15 protein-coding genes are annotated in these 19,587 nt (G+C 69.1%); 4 read left to right on the forward strand and 11 right to left on the reverse strand.

The annotated features are described in order from the left end of the window. Window positions 1-52 precede the first annotated feature (52 nt). From FHR38_RS28590 to FHR38_RS28630, 9 genes are all read right to left on the reverse strand, one after another. A complete protein-coding gene (locus FHR38_RS28590) occupies window positions 53-2,092 on the reverse strand; it encodes an Hsp70 family protein (protein WP_184538018.1) in 2,040 nt (679 codons plus the stop codon). A gap of 115 nt (window positions 2,093-2,207) precedes the next feature. Then, window positions 2,208-2,828: a GTP-binding protein gene (locus FHR38_RS28595; protein ID WP_184538020.1), complete on the reverse strand. Its 621-nt coding sequence runs from the start codon at window positions 2,826-2,828 to the stop codon at window positions 2,208-2,210. Then, the gene (locus FHR38_RS28600; RefSeq protein ID WP_184538022.1) at window positions 2,809-3,195 is read right to left on the reverse strand and encodes a DUF742 domain-containing protein; all 387 of its coding nucleotides are present in this window, start codon (window positions 3,193-3,195) and stop codon (window positions 2,809-2,811) included. Before FHR38_RS28600 ends, FHR38_RS28595 begins: the two co-directional genes overlap by 20 nt. An 11-nt stretch (window positions 3,196-3,206) precedes the next feature. Further along, window positions 3,207-3,626, reverse strand: a complete 420-nt coding sequence (locus FHR38_RS28605; protein WP_184538024.1) for a roadblock/LC7 domain-containing protein — start codon at window positions 3,624-3,626, stop codon at window positions 3,207-3,209. 53 nt (window positions 3,627-3,679) lie between these two features. Further along, the gene (locus tag FHR38_RS28610; RefSeq protein WP_184538026.1) at window positions 3,680-6,073 is read right to left on the reverse strand and encodes a sensor histidine kinase; all 2,394 of its coding nucleotides are present in this window, start codon (window positions 6,071-6,073) and stop codon (window positions 3,680-3,682) included. A gap of 185 nt (window positions 6,074-6,258) precedes the next feature. Continuing rightward, a complete protein-coding gene (locus FHR38_RS28615) occupies window positions 6,259-7,902 on the reverse strand; it encodes a prenyltransferase/squalene oxidase repeat-containing protein (RefSeq protein WP_312882466.1) in 1,644 nt (547 codons plus the stop codon). Beyond that, window positions 7,899-8,813 (reverse strand): terpene synthase family protein, encoded by a 915-nt coding sequence (locus tag FHR38_RS28620; protein WP_184538028.1) that lies wholly within the window; start codon window positions 8,811-8,813, stop codon window positions 7,899-7,901. Before FHR38_RS28620 ends, FHR38_RS28615 begins: the two co-directional genes overlap by 4 nt. Further along, window positions 8,810-10,147 carry a cytochrome P450 gene (locus FHR38_RS28625; RefSeq protein WP_184540369.1) on the reverse strand — a complete coding sequence of 446 codons (1,338 nt, stop codon included), beginning with the start codon at window positions 10,145-10,147 and terminating at the stop codon, window positions 8,810-8,812. The genes FHR38_RS28620 and FHR38_RS28625 overlap by 4 nt, the downstream gene beginning before the upstream one ends. Window positions 10,148-11,196: 1,049 nt before the next feature. After that, window positions 11,197-12,708, reverse strand: coding sequence for an LVIVD repeat-containing protein (locus FHR38_RS28630; RefSeq protein ID WP_184538030.1), 1,512 nt, complete (start codon window positions 12,706-12,708; stop codon window positions 11,197-11,199). Between the two features lie 141 nt (window positions 12,709-12,849). On the opposite strand from FHR38_RS28630, the gene FHR38_RS28635 reads away from it, so the two are divergent. After that, window positions 12,850-13,542, forward strand: a complete 693-nt coding sequence (locus FHR38_RS28635; protein WP_184538032.1) for a DUF305 domain-containing protein — start codon at window positions 12,850-12,852, stop codon at window positions 13,540-13,542. Window positions 13,543-13,680: 138 nt separating this feature from the next. Here the strand turns inward: FHR38_RS28635 and FHR38_RS28640 are convergent, their stop codons facing one another. Continuing rightward, entirely contained in the window at window positions 13,681-14,274 is a 594-nt protein-coding gene (locus FHR38_RS28640) for a pentapeptide repeat-containing protein (RefSeq protein ID WP_184538035.1), read from the reverse strand. Window positions 14,275-14,378: 104 nt separating this feature from the next. Here FHR38_RS28640 and FHR38_RS28645 point away from each other — a divergent pair, with 104 nt between their 5' ends. Next, on the forward strand, window positions 14,379-15,146 hold the full coding sequence (locus tag FHR38_RS28645; RefSeq protein WP_184538037.1) for an alpha/beta fold hydrolase: 768 nt from the start codon (window positions 14,379-14,381) through the stop codon (window positions 15,144-15,146). A 257-nt stretch (window positions 15,147-15,403) separates the two neighbouring features. Here the strand turns inward: FHR38_RS28645 and FHR38_RS28650 are convergent, their stop codons facing one another. After that, window positions 15,404-17,752 carry a PPC domain-containing protein gene (locus FHR38_RS28650; protein ID WP_184538040.1) on the reverse strand — a complete coding sequence of 783 codons (2,349 nt, stop codon included), beginning with the start codon at window positions 17,750-17,752 and terminating at the stop codon, window positions 15,404-15,406. Between the two features lie 252 nt (window positions 17,753-18,004). On the opposite strand from FHR38_RS28650, the gene FHR38_RS28655 reads away from it, so the two are divergent. After that, window positions 18,005-18,277: a hypothetical protein gene (locus FHR38_RS28655; RefSeq protein WP_184538042.1), complete on the forward strand. Its 273-nt coding sequence runs from the start codon at window positions 18,005-18,007 to the stop codon at window positions 18,275-18,277. Between the two features lie 16 nt (window positions 18,278-18,293). Beyond that, window positions 18,294-19,574 (forward strand): cupin domain-containing protein, encoded by a 1,281-nt coding sequence (locus tag FHR38_RS28660; RefSeq protein ID WP_221449229.1) that lies wholly within the window; start codon window positions 18,294-18,296, stop codon window positions 19,572-19,574. Window positions 19,575-19,587 lie beyond the last annotated feature (13 nt).

Raw genomic sequence — 19,587 nt, forward strand, 5'->3', positions numbered from 1 at the left:
GGCGGACTCCCTACCGCCTCACGCGGACCGAGGCAGGCTACGGCCGGTCACATCAGGTCGAGTAGCCGGTGCCCATGGCCCGGTGGTGGGTGAGTGCGGCCAGCAGTCGCGGCATGTCCCCGCCGACATCCCGGGTCAACCGGGGTAGGTCGGCGATGACCAGAGCGTTGATGTCGGTACGCCACAGCTGTGCGAACGCCGGGTCCTGTGTCAGTTGCGAGGCGGCCGCCGGTACGGCGACCAGCGCCGGTGGCGAGTTCGGCCCGGGCGGCACCACGTCGACCCGGGCGAGGCTCGTCCACGGCAGCTCGTAGCGGCTTCGCCGGTCGGGCTGGTACGTGATGCCGAAGGCGTCGACCACCAGGCGTGGGTACGGGCAGAGCGCCCGCCAGAGCAGGGCGAGACCGCCGAGGACGACCAGAAGACCGACACCAGCGATGACGAGCGCGGCGACTAGCTGGTTGTCTCGGGGATCGTCGCTGATCACCGTAATGGCCACGAGGAAAAGGGCGATGGGCAACATGGCGGCACCGAGCGCGGTCAGGATCGTTCCGAGAGCACTCGGTCCGGGGCGGGGCCGGGCGAGCCCGAACCCTGCCCGCCCTGGTCGCCACGCCACCGCCCGTCTGAGCAGAAAGGCGCTGGCCACCGCGCAGCCGAGCAGCGCTACCCCGCCGAGCAGGGTGTGGAGCAGACCGCACAACAGTGGTAGCAGCAGGACCAGCACGGCGAAGATGCTCCACACCGGACGGGCTAGAAACCCTGCCCCGATCGGCCCGGCTGGCCATCCCGCCCCTGGTAGCGGCACCGGGGGCATGGTGGGCGCTGGAGACATGGTGGGCGCTGGCGAGCCCGACAGCGGTGGCCTCGGTGGTGGTGCGGTAGGCGTGGCGGGCGAAGCTACTGGCCGCGCTGTAGTAGGCGCGGCCGGCGGAGCCACCGGTGGCGGGGCGATGACCGGCGAGGCCAGGGGCATCGCCCCGCGTATCGACGGGAGCACGGCGGGTGGGGCCGCCGCCGATGGTCGGTGCATCGCGTGCAGGGCACCCTCAGCCACCACGATCTCGGGTTGTTCCAGCACGGTAGGCGCCAGTCCGGTGGCGCGGTGCAGGGTGGTGGCGACGAGCGGCACCCGGGATGCGCCCCCCACCAGGAAGACACCGGCCAGGTTGTCGGCAGTGGCATCGGCCCGGTGCATCACCTGCGCCGTCAACACCGCCGCCCGGTCGAGGTACGGGCGGGCCGCCTCCTCGAACTCCTCCCGTCCCACCGCCACCTCGCGGTCGACGAGTGGCACGTACAGCCCGGCGGTCGATTGTCGCGACAGCATCTCCTTGGCGGTCCGGGCGTCGTCCCACAGGGTTCGGAAGTGACGCTGGCCGGCGGGATCGGCTGGGGCGGTCACCTGCTGCCAGGCGGCGGAGTCAGCGGGCCGCATGGCAGCGGCGACGCGTGCGACCACCAGTGCGTCGAGGTCCAATCCACCGAAGTCGGTGAGCCCGTCGACTTCACGCACCTCGAAGCCGTTGCCGGTACGCCGTACCACCGCCAGGTCCAGGGTGCCGCCGCCCAGGTCGTAGACGACCAACAGGTGACCGGGACGGACAGCGTGGCCGAGTACGACGGTGAAGTAGCCGGCTGCGGCGACCGGCTCGGAGACAAGCGTCGGGGTGGGGAGTCCGGCACCGACTGCTGCCTCCACCAGCACATTGCGACGGGCCGCGCCCCAACTGGCCGGATAGGTCAGGGCGGTGGTGGTCGGAAGCGTTCCGCAGGCGCGGGTGGCCTCCTCGGTTACCCGTCGCAGGGTGGTCGAGACCACGTCGACCATCGCCACCTGCCGGTCACCCAACAACAGGGTTCCGTCATCGATACACCGCTTCGGATTCGGCTCGAACCGCGCCGGGTCCAGCCGGGCGCTGTGCAGCGCGTCCCGCCCCGGGATCAACTCACCGCCCGGCTGTAGGAACACCGCCGACGGCAGCAGGGGCGATCCGTCGAAGAACAGGGGCCGGCAACGCCCGTCCGGCCAACGCAGCACCGCGACCGTGTTCGTCGAACCGTAGTCGATTCCCAGTTCGTACCCGGACATGCGGGAAGTGTAGGTGACCGGCGATGAGCGGGAGACCCGTCACCATCCGCGGACGACGATGCGATGTGGGTGGATGGCCCGGGCGGAATGATCGTGTGCTCGCGCCCGCGACAGACTAGTGGGTGCCGGCCACCTGCCCGGACTGGTGCACCTGCGCCCGGACCTTCATCGCGTGCTCAAGGAGGGTGATCAGGACGTCCTTGCTGGACTGGCGCTCCCGGGCGTCGCAGAGCAGCACAGGCACCTCCGGTTCCAGGTTGAGGGCGAGCCGGACCTCGTCGAGCCCGTACTCGCGAGCCCCGTCGAAGCAGTTGACCGCGACGATGAACGGGGTCCCATGCTGTTCGAAGTAGTCGATCGACGGGAAACAGTCGGCGAGCCGGCGGGTGTCGGCGAGGACCACCGCACCCAGTGCGCCAAGCGCCAACTCGTCCCAGACGAACCAGAACCGGTCCTGTCCCGGTGTGCCGAACAGATAGAGCACCAGGTCGTCGCCGATGCTGATCCGGCCGAAGTCCATGGCGACCGTGGTGGTGCTCTTACTCTCCACACCGGACAGGTCGTCGATACCGACTCCCTGCTCGGAGAGGAGTTCCTCGGTACGTAGGGGCTGGGTCTCACTGAGCGCGGTGACCATCGTGGTCTTGCCGACACCGAAGCCGCCGGCGATGAGGATCTTGATGGCGGTGGGGACGCCGGGAGCGCCGGCCCGCCCGTCAGAGTGCTCGTAGTCCATTGATTACTGCCTCGAATACGCTGTCGTCGGGAAGTGTGGCCGTCGGCCGGGGGTTGCGTACCTGGACGAGGTGCCGTTCGAGCAGGTCACCGAGGAAGACCCGGACGGTGCCCAACGGCAGGTTCAGGTGTGCCGCGACCTCGGCGACGGACATCGCCCGCTGACAGAGGCCGACAATGGCGAGATGCTCCGGCCCCAGGCCGACCTCGTGCGTCGGCGTCGACCGGGTGGCCACCACCAATGAGATCAGGTCGAAACTTCCGCTGGCCGGCTTGGTCCGGCCACGGGTCATCGCGTACGGACGCACGACCGGACCGGCATGATCGTCGATCCACTGGTCTGCGGTGGATTTCTCAGGGACGCTCATGGCAGCCCCGGTTACTTCTCGTCGGCCGGCTGGTCGGCGGTTCGGGCCGGCGACCCGAGGAACTTGCCGGCCCGGGTGACCAGCATGGCCATTTCGTAGGCGATGAGCCCCACATCGGCGTCCTCGTTGGCCAGCACAGCCAGGCAGGCGCCGTGTCCGGCGGCGGTGACGAACAGGAACGAGGACTTCATCTCGATGATGGTCTGCTGCACCGGACCGCCACCGAACCGCTTACCGGCACCTCGGGCCAGGCTCTGGATGCCCGCCGCCATCGCGGCCAGGTGCTCGGCGTCGTCGCGTGTCATTGCCTGCGAGGAGGCCACGAGAAGCCCGTCCACCGACAGGACGATGGCGTTCTCGGCCTGCTTGACCCGGCCAACCAGGTCGTCCAGTAGCCAGGTCAGGTCGCTCGCAGCTGTCTTCAGCACCACTCGTTGTCCTCTTTCTTCCGGGCGAAGGTCGCGGAACCGATCTTGTAGGTCGGTCAGGTGACCGGTCCGTCCCCGGCAGCGGGAGCGTCCCCCGTATCCGGAACTGCCGGGACGTCGTCGTCCTTGTCGAGTAGTTGGGCCGCTTCCGACCGACCCCGACGGGTGCCCGACTGATAGGAACTCATCATCTGACGGATCTGGTCGGGCGGGCGGGGCGGCTCGACACCCGGCACCGCTTCCTCCGGTGCCGTTTCGGATTGTTGGCGCAGCGGGGTGGCGAGACTGGCCTGGCGTACCCGCAGCGGCAGTCCGGACGGTGTCTGCGTAGCCGACCCGGTGGTCTTTGTCTGGGCTGCCGCAGCGTCCGCCGCAGGCGCGCCGGTCGCCGTGGTGCGGGTCCGGGTGGGCAGCGCCGGGCCCGATGGGTTCACCACCAGGCTCGCACCGGGGGTCCGTACCGTGGGCCGCTCGTCGGTGGTGTTGGTGCTGGTGGCAGCGCTGCTGGAGCGGGCGGTGGTGTCCGCGGTTCCTGACGGTAGGGCCGGGTCGGTGGCGTCGATGCTGTCCGGATCCCCGGTGACCAGATTCGACGGAATGAGCACCACGGCGGTAGTCCCACCGTACGACGATTCCTTCAGCAGCGCGTGGATCCCGTGTCGCTCGGTCAGCCGACTCACCACGAACAGTCCGAGCCGGGCGGCGTTGGCCAGGTTGAACTCCTGGCGACTGACGATCTGCTCGTTGGCGGCGGCGAGGTCCTCCTCGCTCATCCCGAGGCCACGGTCCTCGATCTCGATCGCGTACCCGTTGGCCACCATCTGGCCCCGGACCTCGACCATCGTGTGCGGTGGGGAGAAGGACAACGCGTTCTCGATCAGTTCGGCCAGCAGGTGGATGACGTCACCGACGGCGCGACCGGCTAACCCGATCGAGCCGAGCGGCAGCACTGAGACGCGGGTGTAGTCCTCCACCTCGGCTACCGCACCGCGAACCACGTCGATCATGGGCACGTTGCGCCGCCACGCCCGGCCGGGCGTGGCCCCGGACAACACGATCAGGTTCTCCGCGTTGCGACGCATCCGGGTGGCCAGGTGATCGACCCGGAACAGGTCATCCAGCTCCTCGGCGTCGGTCTCCCGGCGTTCCATCGCGTCGAGCAGGGTGAGCTGTCGGTGGACGAGCGCCTGGGTGCGCCGGGCGAGGCTGAGGAAGACGTCGCGAACGCTGCGACGCAGCTCGGCCTGTTGGACGGCGGTACGGATCGCGGTCTCCTGGACCGCGTTGAACGCCTGGCTCACCTGGCCGATCTCGTCCGTGCCGAAGGCCAGGGGCGGTGCCTCGGTTGCCACATCGACGTTCTCGCCCCGACCCAGGCGGTCGACCACGTTGGGCAGCCGCTCGTCGGCGAGTCGGTGGGCCGCGTCGCGCAGCCGCTGCAACTGGGCCACCAGGGCGCGCGCCGTGGTCACCGAGACGACGATCGAGGCGATGACCGCGATCAGTCCCAGTCCGGCCGCGAGTACCACCCGGAGTACCACCCAGATCGCGATCGGCATGGCCCGATCGACGATGTGTTCACCACCGGTCACGACGATCTCGCGCATGTCGGCCAGCGATGGTTCCACCCCTGCGCGCCACTGCGCGATGTCGATCGAGACCCGGGAGCCGGGGCGGATCGACTGGATGATCCGGTCCTCCATGGTCCGGAGCTGGAGGAATGTCTGGCTGTCGACCAACTGGTCGTAGCGCTCGCGCTCGACGGCAGGCAGCTCCAGGGCGGTTTCGTTGGCGATGAAGCGTTGCGCACCGACGAGCTGCGCGAACTGTGCGTGCTCCGCGGCCGTGATCCGCCCAGCCGCGATGATGCCGGTGACGAGTGCGTCCTCCTGGGAGACCAGCTCTCGTGCGCGATTCAGCTCGATGAGCGCGGTCGTGTCCTTGGCGATCTCATGGTCGTCGAGCTTTGCCATGGAGTCGAAGACGCGGAAGATCGAGTCGATGACCCGGGTGTAGGCGTCCGATGCGGATGCCCGGTCGATGTCCTGGGTGTTGATCGCCGCCCGGGTTCGCGCCAGCCCGTCCAGCCCGCGGGTCAGCTCGTCAAGGCGTTGCTTGAGTTCGGTGCTCGCCGCGAGCTCGACCTGTTGGCTCTCGATCGACCGGCGGAACGCCGCCGCCAGTTCCTCGGATTTCTGGCGCTCCGCGGCCAGCGGGGCCCGCTGCTGCTCGCTGGGCCGCCCGAGATAGGCGACCGAGAGCCGGCGCTCCTGCTGTAGGGCGAGCAACAGCCGGTCGTTCGGGTCGAACACCTTGCTGTCCAGGGTCTGGACCCAGAGGAGGTTGAGGCCATCGCGTAGGGTCACCCAGGCTGCGAAGGCCCACAGCGCGGCCAACGAGACCAACAGGGCGACGACCTTGGTACGGAGATTCGTACTGCGAGAACTCATCACACCGTCCCGGACCGTGGAAGCGAGTTGTCTACGGCGGCCGACGAAGAGCCATCGAGGATCTGCTCCCCGTCAGCCCTTCGTCGGTTCCCGCGATCAATGGGGCACGCTAGCAGCGTCCGAAGAGTGCCTCAAGTTCGCCTGAATCCCTACATCAGTTGTTTCGTCCATGTATATCCGCATTCTTAGGTGGGCAGTGCGGGAGTGATCAGCTCAGGTCGGCGCGCTACCGGTACCAGTGCCGCGATGACGGCCGAACGCACGATCGCGGTCGGCAGATAGAGATCTTTGTCATGCCACAGTGGAACGTTGTTGGGCCGCTGCCACAGTGGAACGCCGTCGGTCCGGTCGGCGGGGGACAGCAGGTACGCCTGTCCTCGGGCCAGCGCGGCACCGAGTCCGGACAGCCCCGACCGCCCGGCCGTCGCCAGCACCTGCATCGCGTACGCGGTCTCCTCGGCGGTGCCGGCCCACCGTCCCCACGAGCCGTCGTCGCGTTGCGTCGCCAGTACCCAGTCTGCGGCGCGGGCCACGGCCGTCGACACCGCCGGTCCCCGTCCGTGCTCGTGCAGTGCGAGCACGCAGCAGACAGTCGCGTAGTAGGGCGAGGCGTGCCAGCGGTCGGCCCAGCCGCCGTCGGATCGCTGTTGCCCACACAGCCAGCCGGCTAGTCGGTCCACCGTTGTCCGGTAGCGCCCCGGTGCCGCCGGGACAGTGGCCAGGTGATGTCCCAGCGCGTCCAGGACGTGTGCGTTGGTGGTGATGGAATAGCCGTCCTCACCCGGCCAGGTGCAGAAGTGCGCCCCGGTGTCGAACGACCAGAGACAGTCGGGAGCGACCGGCTGACCCAGTTGCGCGAGGGCGTACAGGGCGACCGAGCTGCTGTCCGCGTCAGCCGGAAGGCCGGGACCGGCCGGTGCCCCGTCCGGGCCGAGTGCGGCACGCAGGCTCCGTACGAGATCCGCCGGCGGATCGATTGGCAGGTTGGCTCGGGCCAACGTGCTGAGTACCCAGCCCCGTTCGAAGACGGTGATCGGAGTGGCGCAGGGCACCGGGCCGCCCAGCTGGCTGGCCACGAAATCCAGATAGGACCTTGCCGGTCCGGTCACCTCCGGCCCACCGAGCCAGGCGGCGGTGGCCGCCGGCGAAGCGCCGACGGTACCCGGCGGTACCGGTGTGACCCCCCGCGCCGCCCGGGCCGCCTCGCCGGCGGTCTCCAGGGCATGCAGCAGCTTCTCAGGGATCGGAGCCCCCACGGCGAGCCCGTTTCGGACTTGGGTCAGCCGGGCGGGGTCCATCCGTGCCGGCAGGCCGAGGTGGACGCCTGCCCACATCGGGTCCAGACCGACGACGGGAGTGTCGCGGAGTTCGTCGAGATGGGTGTTGAGCAGGTTCACCAGGTCCGGCACGATGAGGTCGGCCGCCGGTGTGTCGGGTACCGACAGCGCCGGATCGGCCAGCCAGCGGACCAACACCCGGAGACCACGTTCGACGGCCGCAGCCAGTTCCGCGCGGGTCGGGCCGGGACCGGTGGGCCGCCGTAGCGTCACGAACAGCGCCTCGGTGGCGCTGAGCGTCGGCACCAACCCATAGCCGTCCGGCTGACCCCACCCGCCATCCGGATGCTGACTCGCCACCAGGTAGCGCACCCGTCCCGCGTGTCTGGTCAGCCATGGTGCCAACGCCACCAGCCGCCCGGTCTCGTAGACGGAGGGGGAGGCCTGTCCCCAGGGCTCGTCGACCATGCCGGCGACCAGCTCATCGGCCGCCGTCGCGAGGTCGACGTCGGTCGGTGGTGCCCATTCGGCGAGCAGGTTGTCGGTGCTCACAGGCTGCCCCAGAAGTCCGTCACCTGGTAGAAACCGCTGGCGAAGCCAAGCTGCCGGGTCAGGAAGGCGGCCTCGCGTGGGCACTCGTCGGTGAGCGGAGAGAGCAGCGTCCGACACCGGTCGACGTGTCGACTGATCTCGTTGGTCACCTCGGCCCGGTCGACGACCAGCATCAGGGCATTGAGGTCGCCCCAGCTGACATCCCGTTCGTACGTGGCCACGTCGTTGATCAGGCGGAGCGCCCGCTGCGCCTCGGCACTCGCCCCGATCAGTTCGGCGATGTGGCGGACGGCCGCTGGTGTTCCGGTCATGACCCAGTGCGAGACGTTGACGAACGAGGCACCGAGGTTGTCGGCGTTGGCCAGGTACTCGGCGAAGCTGGGCAATGATTCCGTTGGACCATCGGCTGGGTTCGTTGCTCGCCACCGCCGCTCGCGGGCCATCCCCGCCAGCATCCGCCGCAACTCCTCACGCCAGACGGGACGGAGCCTTCCGAAGGCTGGCGCGGCAGTCAGTTCGTCCCGGATCTCGGCCAGGAACCGGCCGAGCGGATGGACGACGTCGGTCGCCCCGTCCGCGACCGACAGGCAGTCCGCCACGAGGTCGTCGACCTCGTCGACGGACTTCGCCAGATAGTCGATCTGCCAGTCGGCGGCGAACCCCCACAGCACGGCGCGGGTGGCCACCCGGAGCTGCCCGGGGGTGCACCAGGGAGCGCTGAAGGCCATGGCCAGCGCCACCGTGCCGAACAGGGTCGAGTCGAACGGGTTGCCCGAGAACAGCTCCGGATGCCGGTCGACGCACTTCTGGAGGTCGCGCTGCCCGGTGGCGGCCAGGGCGCAGATCTGTCCCTGCTCGGCTGCGACAGCCAACGCGTCCCGTTCGTCGACCGGCGGTAGGTCGCCACTCATGCGGCGAGCGGGCGCGAGGCGGGGCGTAGGGTCAGCGAGACCCGTTCCTGGGCGCGCAACGCAGCCGCCACCCGGGGCATGGGGATGGTTCGGTTGCGCAGCTGGAACCGGTAGCGGGTCAGCATCGTGGCCACGATGAGCTGTGCCTCCAGGTAGAACAGGTACATGCCCAGGCACTGGTGCGGCCCGCCGCCAAAGGGGAAATGGGCCCAGCGGTGCCGGTTCTTCACCTGCTCGGGGGAGAAGCGGTCCGGGTCGAAGACCTCTGGATGCTCCCAGAACATCTCCATCCGTTGGGTGATGAACGGACTCAGGACGATCGTCGAACCGGCCTTGATGTGTACGCCGTCGATGACGTCGTCGGCGACGGCCATCCGGGGGATCATCCACCCCACCGGGTAGAGCCGGAGCAGCTCGTCGAGGACCATCTTCGTGTAGCGCAACTCGGGCAGGTGCGATCGTCGGACCCGATCCGTCCCGACCACCTGGTCGATCTCCGCGTAGAGCCGGTCGGCGATGTCCGGACGCGCGTCCAGGTGGGGCCACAACCAGGTCAGCAGGTTGATGGTGGTTTCGGTGGTCGCCGCGAACATGGCGACGGTGTCGTTGCGTACCTGGCGCTCATCGAGCGGGCGGCCATCGGCGGTGCGGGCCCGGCACAGCGTGGAGACGATGTCGTCGCCGTCACCGGGGTTGCGGCGGGCCTCCCGGACCACCGGCAGTAGCACCTCGTCGACGATCTTCACCGCCTCTCGGAAGGCGCGATCGCCGGGCATGGGCATCGACAGCGGAGCGAACGGCACCAGGATCCGGGGCAGCACGGCGGTAGCGATCGTGTCCTGGGCATCCACGACCCGCATCGCATCCGGGATCGAGATCCGGTCGGCGAAGAGCACCCGCATGATGGCGCGGGTCACGATCCGGGACAGTTCGGTGTTGATATCGACGGGGGCACCGGTTCGGGACGGCTCGTCCAGTTCGTCTACCGCCTCGTCGATCACCTCGGTCATCCGGTCGACCAGAGCCTCGACCCGTCTCGCGGTGAACAGGGGTTGCAGCATCCGGCGGCTGGCCTCCCAGATCTGTCCCTCGCCAAGGATTCCTTCGCCGAACAGTCGCTTGACTGGTCGCCAGAACAGGCCGTCACCGGACCGGGTGTAGTTTCCGGCGTTGTCCCGCAGGATGCGCTGCACATGTCGGGGATGGGTCACCAGGTGGGGTCGGAACGAACCGATGTTGACCCGCACGATCTCGCCCCCGGACTGGTTCCCATATTCCACAAGGGCCTTCATCGGGTCGCGGACCAAGCTCGGAAGCGCGCGGTACAGGGGCAGAGACCGGGGTGCGCCGGCCTTTGTGGTAACGGACTTCACCGGGGCATCGGACACCGCTGCGTAACTCCTTCTTGTCCAGTCCGCCTTCGCCGTCGCGGAGGGGTCGCGTGACGGGATTCCTGCGATGGTTTCCGTAGCAGAATGGGCGCTCGGGGTAACGATCCTCGGCGAGCATGCCACCATCGGCCGGCCAAAGCTAGATCGAAGTGCAAAGGAGTTCCCACGTTCTGGCGAAATATCTCGCCCGAAAGGTGTAGGAGGTGGCGATAGGGTCGGTGGATCTAGCTGGGACAAGCGCTGTCAGTCGCTATTGCCGCGCTTACCGTGAGGGCGATGCCGGATCTGTCTTCCGATCGGCACCGGTACGATGTGGACCGTCGGGCCGACACGGAGGGTCACCGCGATATGCGGCATGCGTCGACAGTGGTCCGCTCGTTGCCCGCTCGTCGGGCGCGTCCGAGGCGCTGTCACCCCGCGTGGACCTGCGAATCGTGATGCCGGGTGCCGGTTCCCGACCGGCGTCGGGTGTACCCACCGGCCTGGGTCGGCGGACGTTGGTCGTCCCCACGTTGCTTGATCCCCGTCTCACCGTCCCCACCCGACCACAGGCGATCCGTCCGTTCCGTTGGGACCGGGAGTGGAGCCTCACCCGGATGGTGGGCAGGAAGGATCGCCCTAGACCGGGGTGGCTACCGGTCCGCAGTACGCCGGAGCGATGCCCGAGGTCGTTGGGCCTGACCGGGCAGTGGTCACCGCGACCGACTCGGCCCGAGCGAGCCGTCGTACGGCGGGGAGGTGCCCCGACCGGAAGGTCAACGGGCCGGCTCGACCGGTACAGATGCGGGCAAGGTGTCGGCGCTGGTGTACGCGAACGGTCGGCAGTCCGACGTGTGGGCCATCAAGATGATCCGGCACACCGATACGACCGGTAGCGGCCATGCGCCGGTCGTCCGGATGTCCGGACCGATCGTTTTCCTTTAGCTGGGCTGAAGACGCCGACGCGGGCCCGACCCCGGTGAGGGGGCGGGCCGGCGGTCGGGACGATCCGGCTACCAGTCCCAGTAGCCGGGCTGGGTCTGCACGTTGAGTTCCCGGGTGTGTACCAACTTCGCGGTCCAGGTGCGCCAGTCGATGATCTCCAGGACGTCCAGTCCCTTCTGGATGTCACTGGAGTAGATGTGACCGTTGTAGTAGTAGGCCGACCAGGATCCGGCGATGATCAGCCGGGTGTCGGAGATCGGGCCACGCTCCCAGAAGCCGATCTCGACCGGGTGCGCCGAGTCGGTGAAGTCCCAGACCGAGATTCCACCCTGGTACCACGCCTGGACCATGATGTCGCGGCCGAGGACCGGAATCAGTGAGCCGTTGTGTGCGACGCAGTTCTCGAAGTTGGTGTTGGTTCGGGCGATCTTGTGGTAGCTCCGGAAGACGAGTTGCCGGGCGTCGCCCCGGCCGGTGATGTCGTAGATGGCGTTGGCTCCCCGGTTGGGGCCGACCGTCTCGTTGCAGGTGGGGCCACTGCCGCCGCCCAGTTCGTCGGTGAAGACGACCTTGGTGCCGGCGTTGTTGAACGTCGCCGAGTGCCAGAAGGCGAAGTTGGTGGTGTCCCGGACCCGGTTGATGACCCGGGGGGCCTCCCGGTTGCTGATGTCCATCAGTACGCCGTCACCCATGCAGGCGCCGGCGGCGAGGTCCTCCCGGGGGAAGACTGTGATGTCGTGGCAGCCGCTGGTGGTGGCGCTGCCGTTGCGGCCCGGGTTCCCGCCGTCCGGGAAGAGGTTGGGGGTGGCCACCACGGTCGCGGAGGTGGGTTGGGACAGCGGCACCTTGATGATCGAGATTGAGTCGTGTGGCGGCTGGCAGTCCGGGAACGACGCCGCGGGGGAGTACGACGACACGTAGATGTAGACGGAGCGGCGGTCCTTGGCCGGGGCCAGGGTGTGCGTGTGCGAGCCACACGCCGTCTCGACGGCCTTGACGTACCGGGGGTTGGCCTTGTTGGTGACGTCGAAGATCCGCATGCCCTCCCAGGAGGACTCGATCGTGGCCGACTGGGCGACGCTGTTGCAGGAGTCGTCGCTGCGGGACGAATCCGTCGACAGGAACAGCAGGTTGCCGTAGATCGAGATGTCGTTCTGCGACCCGGGGCAGAGGACCTGGGAGACGACCCTCGGTGCGCGCGGGTTCTTGATGTCGTAGATGACGAACCCGTCGTAGTTGCCGACGAAGGCGTAGCGTCCCTGGAAGGCGATGTCGGTGCCGAGGGCGGCCTCGGAGTCGAACGGCGACCGCTTCGGGATGTTGGCGATCTGCCGGATGTTGCCGCTGCTGGCGATCTCGTCGACGCCGAGGTCGACGTCGGCGTCGTCCATGGCGGTGAGCTGCTGCTCGGTGAGGCACAACTCGGGCAGTTCGACGCTGACCGATGGTGGGCCGCACGCGTCGGCCGGGGGGCGTGCGCTGCTGGGTGGGGCGGCGGCGAGACCCAAGAGGACGAGTACGGTCGCGGCCATCGCGAGGGTCTTGAGACGCCGTGGTTGCGGCAGGCTGAGTCTGGTCATCCGGCGGCCACCCTTCGAAAGGGGTTTCTGACTGGCCGACACCTTACTCGTTACTGATATTCATCGATGTGATGTAGGTCATACTGATGGTTCCTGTCGATTCGTTATGATCCCGCCAATCCCCGATCGAAGGGGCGTGTCATGGACCAGATCCATCGACGGACGACCGGCGTCTGCGTGCTGGCCATACTGCTGCTGGTCGGCGGGGCCGGGGCCGGATCCCGCACCGACCCACCACATGCCGGTGCCCTGGCCGCCGTTGCACCCGCCGCCGACGGTGCCGCCCGGCCCGCCGACCTGGTCATCGTGCCCGGCCGACCCGGAGAGCCGGCGACGGTTCAGCCGGCCGACCGGGTCGCCCCGACCGCCGGTCCGCGATACAACACATTGGACGTCTGGTACGTCCGGATGATGATTCCGCACCACACCCAGGCGCTACGGATGGCCGCGTTGGCCCCCGACCGCGCAAGCGACCCCCGGGTACGCGCCCTTGCCGGCCGGATCCAGGCCAGCCAGTCCCCGGAGATCCACCAGATGCGAGCCTGGCTGGATGCGCGTGGTCTGCCCCCGGAGGAGCCCGGCCACGACCACGGCGCCATGCGTGGCATGCAGAGCCCGGCGGCGATGCGCCGGCTTGCCGCCGCCACCGGTGCCGAGTTCGACCGGATGTTCGTGACCATGATGATCGACCACCACCGTGGAGCGATCGAGATGGCCGTCAACCTGCTCCGGGTCGGGGTCGACGTCATCACCGGAGAGATCGCCACCGCCGTCGCCGCCGAGCAGGGCGTGGAGATCGATCGGATGCGGGCGCTGTTCCCCGCCGCCGGATGACTGCTGGCCGCGCCGGGCCTGCCCCGGACGTCAAGCCGCCAGCGGACCGGCTGACCGATCAGCGGGCCGGGTGACCGATCAGCGGGCCGGGTGACCGATCAGCGGGCCTGTAGGCCGATCAGCGGGCCTGTAGGCCGATCAGCGGGCCTGTAGGCCGAGCGCCTGGGCTAGCACGACAGCCTGCGCAGCCGTGATGACGGCATCGGTCAGCTCGACGGTGGTCGGATCGAGCGCGGTCAGGTCGCTGCCGCGCAGATCGCACCGAACGAACTTGGCACTGTGCAACTGCGCGCCGGAAAGGTCGACATCGGCGAGTACCGCGTCCACGCAGTTCGCGCCGGTGAGATCGACCTCACGCATCCGGACCCCCTGTATGGTGGTCCCGCGCAGGTCGGCTCCGGGTAGCCCCACGAACGACCAGTCACCGCCGATCACCCGCAGCGGTCGTAGCGTCGACTGCTGGAAGACGCTGCCGGTCATCTTGCAGCCCGTGAACTCGGCCTCGAAGAGGTTGCACCGCTTGAACGTGCAGCGCAGGAACGCCGAGTCGGTGTGCCGGGAGGCGTTGAAGCGTACGTTGCCGAAGACGCACTCCTCGAAGGTCGCGCCCCGGCTCCACGCCTCGGTCAGATCGACGTGATGGAACTCGCACTCTCGGTAGTGGACATCGATCAGCTCCTCGGCGTACCAGTCCTCGTTGCGGAACGACTCACCCTCGACCAGCTTCGTCACTGGTCGAGGCTATCCGTCGGGAGTACGACGACGTGAACCGACGCCGCTGGCGGACCGTGTCCCGGACCGCGCTGACCGGGCCCCGACGGTGACACACTCTTGGCATGGTTGGCGAGGTACGCGTTCGTGGCGGCGGCGACGGTGAGCCGCTCCTCCTGCTGGTGCACGGACTCGGCGCGACCGCCGAGGTGTGGGATCGTTGGCGGCCGGTGCTCACCCGGCACTGGCCCGGCCGATGGCTGGCACCGGACCTGCCGGGACACGGCGGATCCGCCCCGCTGGCCCGATACTCGTTCGACTCCCTGGCCGAGGCGCTCGCCCGTCTCGTCGAGCCGGGGGTGCCGGTGGTCGTCCTCGGCCACTCGCTCGGGGGCGTGTTGGGCCTGACCCTGGCCGGTACGGATTTCAACCTGTCGGTTGCCGCCGTGGTCGGGCTGGGCATCAAGGTCTCCTGGACCGGCGAGGAACTGGCCAAGGCGCGCGCACTGGCGGACCGCCCGGTCACCTTCTTCGACTCCCGGCAGGAGGCGGCCCTCCGGCAGCTGCGGGTCTCCGGACTCGTCGGTCTGCTCGACCCCGACGACGAGGCGGTCTCGGCCGGGCTCCGCCAGGAGGACGGGCGGTGGCGGCTGGCCCTGGACCCGGCGGTCTTCGGGGTGGGGGCACCCGACATGCCCACCCTGCTGGCCGCCGCCCGCGCGCCGGTCGTACTGGCCCGGGGCGGGGCGGACCCCATGGTCTCCGCAGAGCAGTTACGCACCCTGTCGCCATCGGCGGTGACCCTGCCTGGTCTCGGTCACAACGCACACGTCGAGGACCCCGGCGCGGTGTTCGAACTGCTCCGGCCGTATCGGGCTGGCCGGTCCGGCTGACCGTGCCGCCGCCCGGCCCGGCCCGACGACACGGGGTGGCTCCCACCGATCGGGCCGGGCGAGCGCACCGACCGGGGGAGCCGCGCGGAACATGCGTCCGGACTACGCCGGCAGGCCACCGACCTGACGCGGACCGAACTCGGCGTGGAGCAGTGCGTGGCCATGCCGGCCCAGTTGGCCTTGATCGACGTGCCGGTGCAACCGGAGACGTAGACCATGAACGGGTAGTTCTCGGTGGCGGGCCGACCGCCGACCACTTAGCTGCGGGTCACCTGGTAGGTGCCTGTGCCGCTCCAGTTGACGATGACCAGACCGAAGTGGCCCGCCGCCGAGGCGGTGTAGGTCAGGGTCTCGGCCGCGCCGGTGCCGGCGGAGTTGGCCGAGGCCACCGCCTGGGCCCGGGTCCGGACCCAGGTGCTGGCGGTGGTCTGGTTGCTGCTGACCAGGTACAGCTCCGGGTTCTGGGTGGTGCTTCCGGTGATCTTGATGGTCACCTTCTGCCCGGCTGTCAGGGTGAGGTCACGTACCGCGACGATGCTGTCGCCCGTCATGATGACGTTGCTCGTCCCGACCGGCAGACTCGCTGACCCCTGGGCCAGCTCGATCCGGTACCAGCCGGCGTCTCCGGACGCCTTCACCCGGGGGTGGTAGTCACCCAACGCCCGCCACTTCGAGTCGACGGCGATGAAGTCCACGCCGCTGGTCACCGCGCTGGTGGCCAATCGGGTGGCCTGGGCCCGGTCGTCGTACAGCTCCAGGTCGTGGTTGACCCCGGCCCTGATCGCCACCACCGACCAGTAGTTGGTCGTCGTCTGGTAACCGAAGTTGTGTGGCGTCGGCGACGGCAGCAGCTTCGGCGCGTAGTTGCCCAGCGGGTTCTGGAACCCATAGTCGATGGTGCTCTGGTAGAGCGCCCCGAGAGCACCGGTGGGGGACACGTCGAACCCGTCGGCCGTCCGATGTGCCCAGAACTCGCTGAACGTGTTGGAGACGTGGTGGGTGAAGGTGTGCCACAGGTTGTCGAAACCCTCGCCGTACCGGTCCCAGGAGCCCTCGTTGGTGGAGTCGGTGATGTCGATCATCGCTGCGGCCACCCGGCCCTCGACGGCGTCGCCGTTGTCCCAGCCGCTGGTGCCCCAGGTGGTGTTCTCCAGGTCGAGGAAGGCGCCGCTGGGCCAGCGGTAGAACGGGTCGTTCAGCACGGTGGCCGGGAACCACTCGGCCCAGCCCTCGGTCCAGGCACAGCCCGTCGAGCTGGTCCGCTGTACGTAGTGCGGGGAGCAGTTCGGGAAGGCCGGGTACGCGTCGTTGTAGATGTCGTCCATCAACGCGTGACCGATCTCGTGGATCACCGTCGTCGGTGAGTTTGGTGCGTCCGCGTTCAGATGGACCTCGTTGTTGGCCAGCGAGTAGTAGTTGCCGCTGGTGGAGTCCGGGGCCCAGTTGATGGTGAGCCGGCGGCAGGTGGTGTCGTTCTGGTCGAAGCAGCTGTTCGTGGGCCTCGGGAGGAACAACCAGGTCTGGTTGGCCCGGGCGAAGGCGTGCAGACCACGTTGCAGCGTGGCGTCGTCCGAGGTACGTGAGCCCAGGTCGATCGTGCTGCCCGGCGCGACGTCGGTGAAGGTCTCCGACTGGAAGGTCAGCGGGGTGCCGCTGCGCTGCACCCGCCAGAGGGCGTTCGAGGTGAGCACCCGGACGAAGACGTCCAGACCGTTCTCCGGGTCGGTCGCGGCCAGCGCGTCGAAGCAGATGTTGTAGGCGCCGTTGGCGTTGCTCACCGCAGCGGCCAGCCGCTGTCCATCGGCGGCGTTCACCACCTCGACGGTGAGGTTCATCGCGTTGTGCCACGTGCCGGTCTGATCGGCGTAGGTCCAGTTACCGGTGACCCAGGTGTCGCAGGCGGCGGTGGTCACCACCGGGTCCGCCGGTTCGGGACTGGCCGGGCGCAGCCCGGCCGGCAGACCCGAACGCGCCGAGGTCGGCGTCGCGGTGCTACCGGCCGCGCCGTTCGTGGCCGTCTGGCCGAACGCGGACGTCCGTCCGGGCTCGGCGATGGTAAGGAAGACAACGTCCTTACCCGCGTGCCGCCGACCGGGCTCGGACGCGGTGGCATGGGCCTCGATCTGCGCCCGGCCCGCCTTGATCGCCCGGATCTGGCCGGTGAAGGTCAGCTTCTCCCCGGCCCGCAGCTGGCGGGTGGTCGACGCGACCGCCAGTTCGCCCGCCCGTTCCGGTTCGACAGCGGTCGCCCTGCCGACGGTCAATCCGGCGGGCACGCGGGCCCACTCCAGTTGTGCCGGGAGTTCGAGCCGAATCTCGGTCGGGGGCAGTACGGCATCCGCCTGGACGGTGACCGTCAGGTTGGCGGTCGCCCCGAGTGCGGGTGCCAGGTCCAGAGTCGCGCCTACGCTGAGGCAACTGGCCCACTCGTCGGTGTTGGGCTGGTTGGCCGAGGTGCTCAACGAGCAGGCCCGGGCACTGGATTGGGCCGCCGGTGCTGGCGCGGCGAGCGCCGGAGCGGTGCTGCCCAGGCCGATGGCCATCAGGCCCGCCGTGGTGACGGACAGGGTGGTCCTGCGCCATCTCGCAGCCGTGGCTGCAAACATTCGTCCTCCCCGAAATGTGGCGGCCATCGATCGATGCCGCTTTCGGAGATCATTCCAGACATACGCAAAATCTGTCATCCACCCCAACGCATCATTCGAGGCTCGGAACCGGACAAGACGCTCGACGTGCGACCCTACGCCCCGGAAGGATCGATCCCAATTGCCGGGTTAGAGGCGATCGGGTACCGGGTACCAGCGGATGCACGACGCCCCCGCAGACGACTCGAGGGCGCTGGACCCGAGGGAGCACCGATGAGACTGGACGACGACGACATCACCACCGGCGGCGTACTGCCCGACGAGGGTCCGGCGGACGGCGGGGCGACCCCGGGTAAGCGGGACGGCGGCGCGGACGGCCCAGCGGACCAGGGCCCGGCCGACGAGGGCCCGGCTGATGGCGGGGGAGTTCCCGGTAAACGCGATGGTGGCGCGGACGGCCCCGCCGACCTGGCTGACGAAGGCCCCGCCGACGGGGGTGCGGTGCCGGGTAAGCACGACGGCGGTGCCGATGGCCCGGCTCGATGACCGAGCGGAAACCCAGATGATCTCGTACGCGCCGGGCGGCGGTGGCCGCCCGGCGTCCGCCGTCGTTTCCGAGCCGACCGTGCCGTCGGCGCTCACCCGCTGTGTGGCGGTCGAACCGGCCAAGTTCGCCGCCGGCTACTGGGGGCAGGCACCGTTGCTGTCCCGGGCCAGTGAACTGGCCAACCCGGCCGGCTTCACCGACCTGCTCAGCCCCGCCGACGCCGACGAACTACTCAGCCGGCGTGGTCTGCGTACCCCGTTCCTCCGGGTCGCCAAGGACGGCGAGCTGGTATCGCCGGAACGCTTCACCGGTGGCGGCGGGGCGGGAGCGGAGATCAGCGACCAGGTGCTCGACGAGCGGGTGCTGGAACTCTACGCGGGCGGGGCCACTCTGGTCCTCCAGGGCCTGCACCGCAACTGGCCACCGCTGGTCGACTTCGCGCGGGAACTGGGCATCGAACTCGGTCAGCCACTCCAGGTCAACGCCTATCTCACCCCCGCCGGGAACCAGGGCTTCGCCACCCACTACGACACGCACGACGTGTTCGTACTCCAGGTCGACGGGCGCAAACACTGGCGGATACACGAGCCGGTGCTGACCCACCCGCTGGAACGCCAGCCCTGGGGTGGGCACGCCGACGAGGTGGCCGCGGTCGCCGCCGGTCCACCGGCGCTGGACGTGGTGCTCGCCCCCGGTGACGCGCTCTACCTGCCCCGGGGTTGGCTGCACAGCGCCCAGGCCCAAGAGGAGCGTTCCCTGCACCTGACCGTGGGAGTCCGCGCGCTGACCCGATACACGCTGGTGGAGACCCTACTCGGCCTGGCCGCTGAGGACGTCCGGCTGCGCGCCTCGTTGCCGTACGGGTTCGACGTGGCCGACGCCGACCAGGTGGAGCCGGAACTGACCGAGACCGTGGCCGCCCTGCGCGACTGGTTGGTCGGGGTCGACCCGGCGCTGGTCACCGAGAGGTTGCGGGACCGCTCCTGGCGGGCCTCCCGGCCGGCACCGATCCGGCCGTTGGCCCAGACGGCGGCGATCTCCACCCTCGACGTGGCGAGCCGGTTGGCCCCCCGGCCCGGACTGCGCTGGCGGCTCACGCTCGCCGGCACCGACCGGGTCAGCCTCCGGCTGTTCGACCGGACGATCGATTTTCCGGCACAGTGCGAGGCGGCGCTGCGGGAGTTCCTCACCACCGGGCAGATCCGGGTCGGTGACCTGCCCGGTCTCGACGAGGACGCCGACCGGCTGGTGCTGGCCCGTCGCCTGCTGCGCGAAGCGGTGGCGATACCCGCCTGACGCTGAGCTGCGT

Origin of the sequence: Micromonospora polyrhachis, assembly GCF_014203835.1 — a bacterium.
Classification (GTDB): Bacteria; Actinomycetota; Actinomycetes; order Mycobacteriales; family Micromonosporaceae; genus Micromonospora_H; species Micromonospora_H polyrhachis.

What these genes read in the sequence shown, in the direction of transcription:
- FHR38_RS28600 (WP_184538022.1), bottom strand. Translation starts at nt 3,195, where the DNA reads ATGAGCGTCCCTGAGAAATCCACCGCAGACCAGTGGATCGACGATCAT.
- FHR38_RS28660 (WP_221449229.1), top strand. Translation starts at nt 18,294, where the DNA reads ATGATCTCGTACGCGCCGGGCGGCGGTGGCCGCCCGGCGTCCGCCGTC.
- FHR38_RS28590 (WP_184538018.1), bottom strand. Translation starts at nt 2,092, where the DNA reads ATGTCCGGGTACGAACTGGGAATCGACTACGGTTCGACGAACACGGTC.
- FHR38_RS28630 (WP_184538030.1), bottom strand. Translation starts at nt 12,708, where the DNA reads ATGACCAGACTCAGCCTGCCGCAACCACGGCGTCTCAAGACCCTCGCG.
- FHR38_RS28645 (WP_184538037.1), top strand. Translation starts at nt 14,379, where the DNA reads ATGGTTGGCGAGGTACGCGTTCGTGGCGGCGGCGACGGTGAGCCGCTC.
- FHR38_RS28610 (WP_184538026.1), bottom strand. Translation starts at nt 6,073, where the DNA reads ATGAGTTCTCGCAGTACGAATCTCCGTACCAAGGTCGTCGCCCTGTTG.
- FHR38_RS28635 (WP_184538032.1), top strand. Translation starts at nt 12,850, where the DNA reads ATGGACCAGATCCATCGACGGACGACCGGCGTCTGCGTGCTGGCCATA.
- FHR38_RS28620 (WP_184538028.1), bottom strand. Translation starts at nt 8,813, where the DNA reads ATGAGTGGCGACCTACCGCCGGTCGACGAACGGGACGCGTTGGCTGTC.
- FHR38_RS28650 (WP_184538040.1), bottom strand. Translation starts at nt 17,752, where the DNA reads ATGTTTGCAGCCACGGCTGCGAGATGGCGCAGGACCACCCTGTCCGTC.
- FHR38_RS28655 (WP_184538042.1), top strand. Translation starts at nt 18,005, where the DNA reads ATGAGACTGGACGACGACGACATCACCACCGGCGGCGTACTGCCCGAC.
- FHR38_RS28595 (WP_184538020.1), bottom strand. Translation starts at nt 2,828, where the DNA reads ATGGACTACGAGCACTCTGACGGGCGGGCCGGCGCTCCCGGCGTCCCC.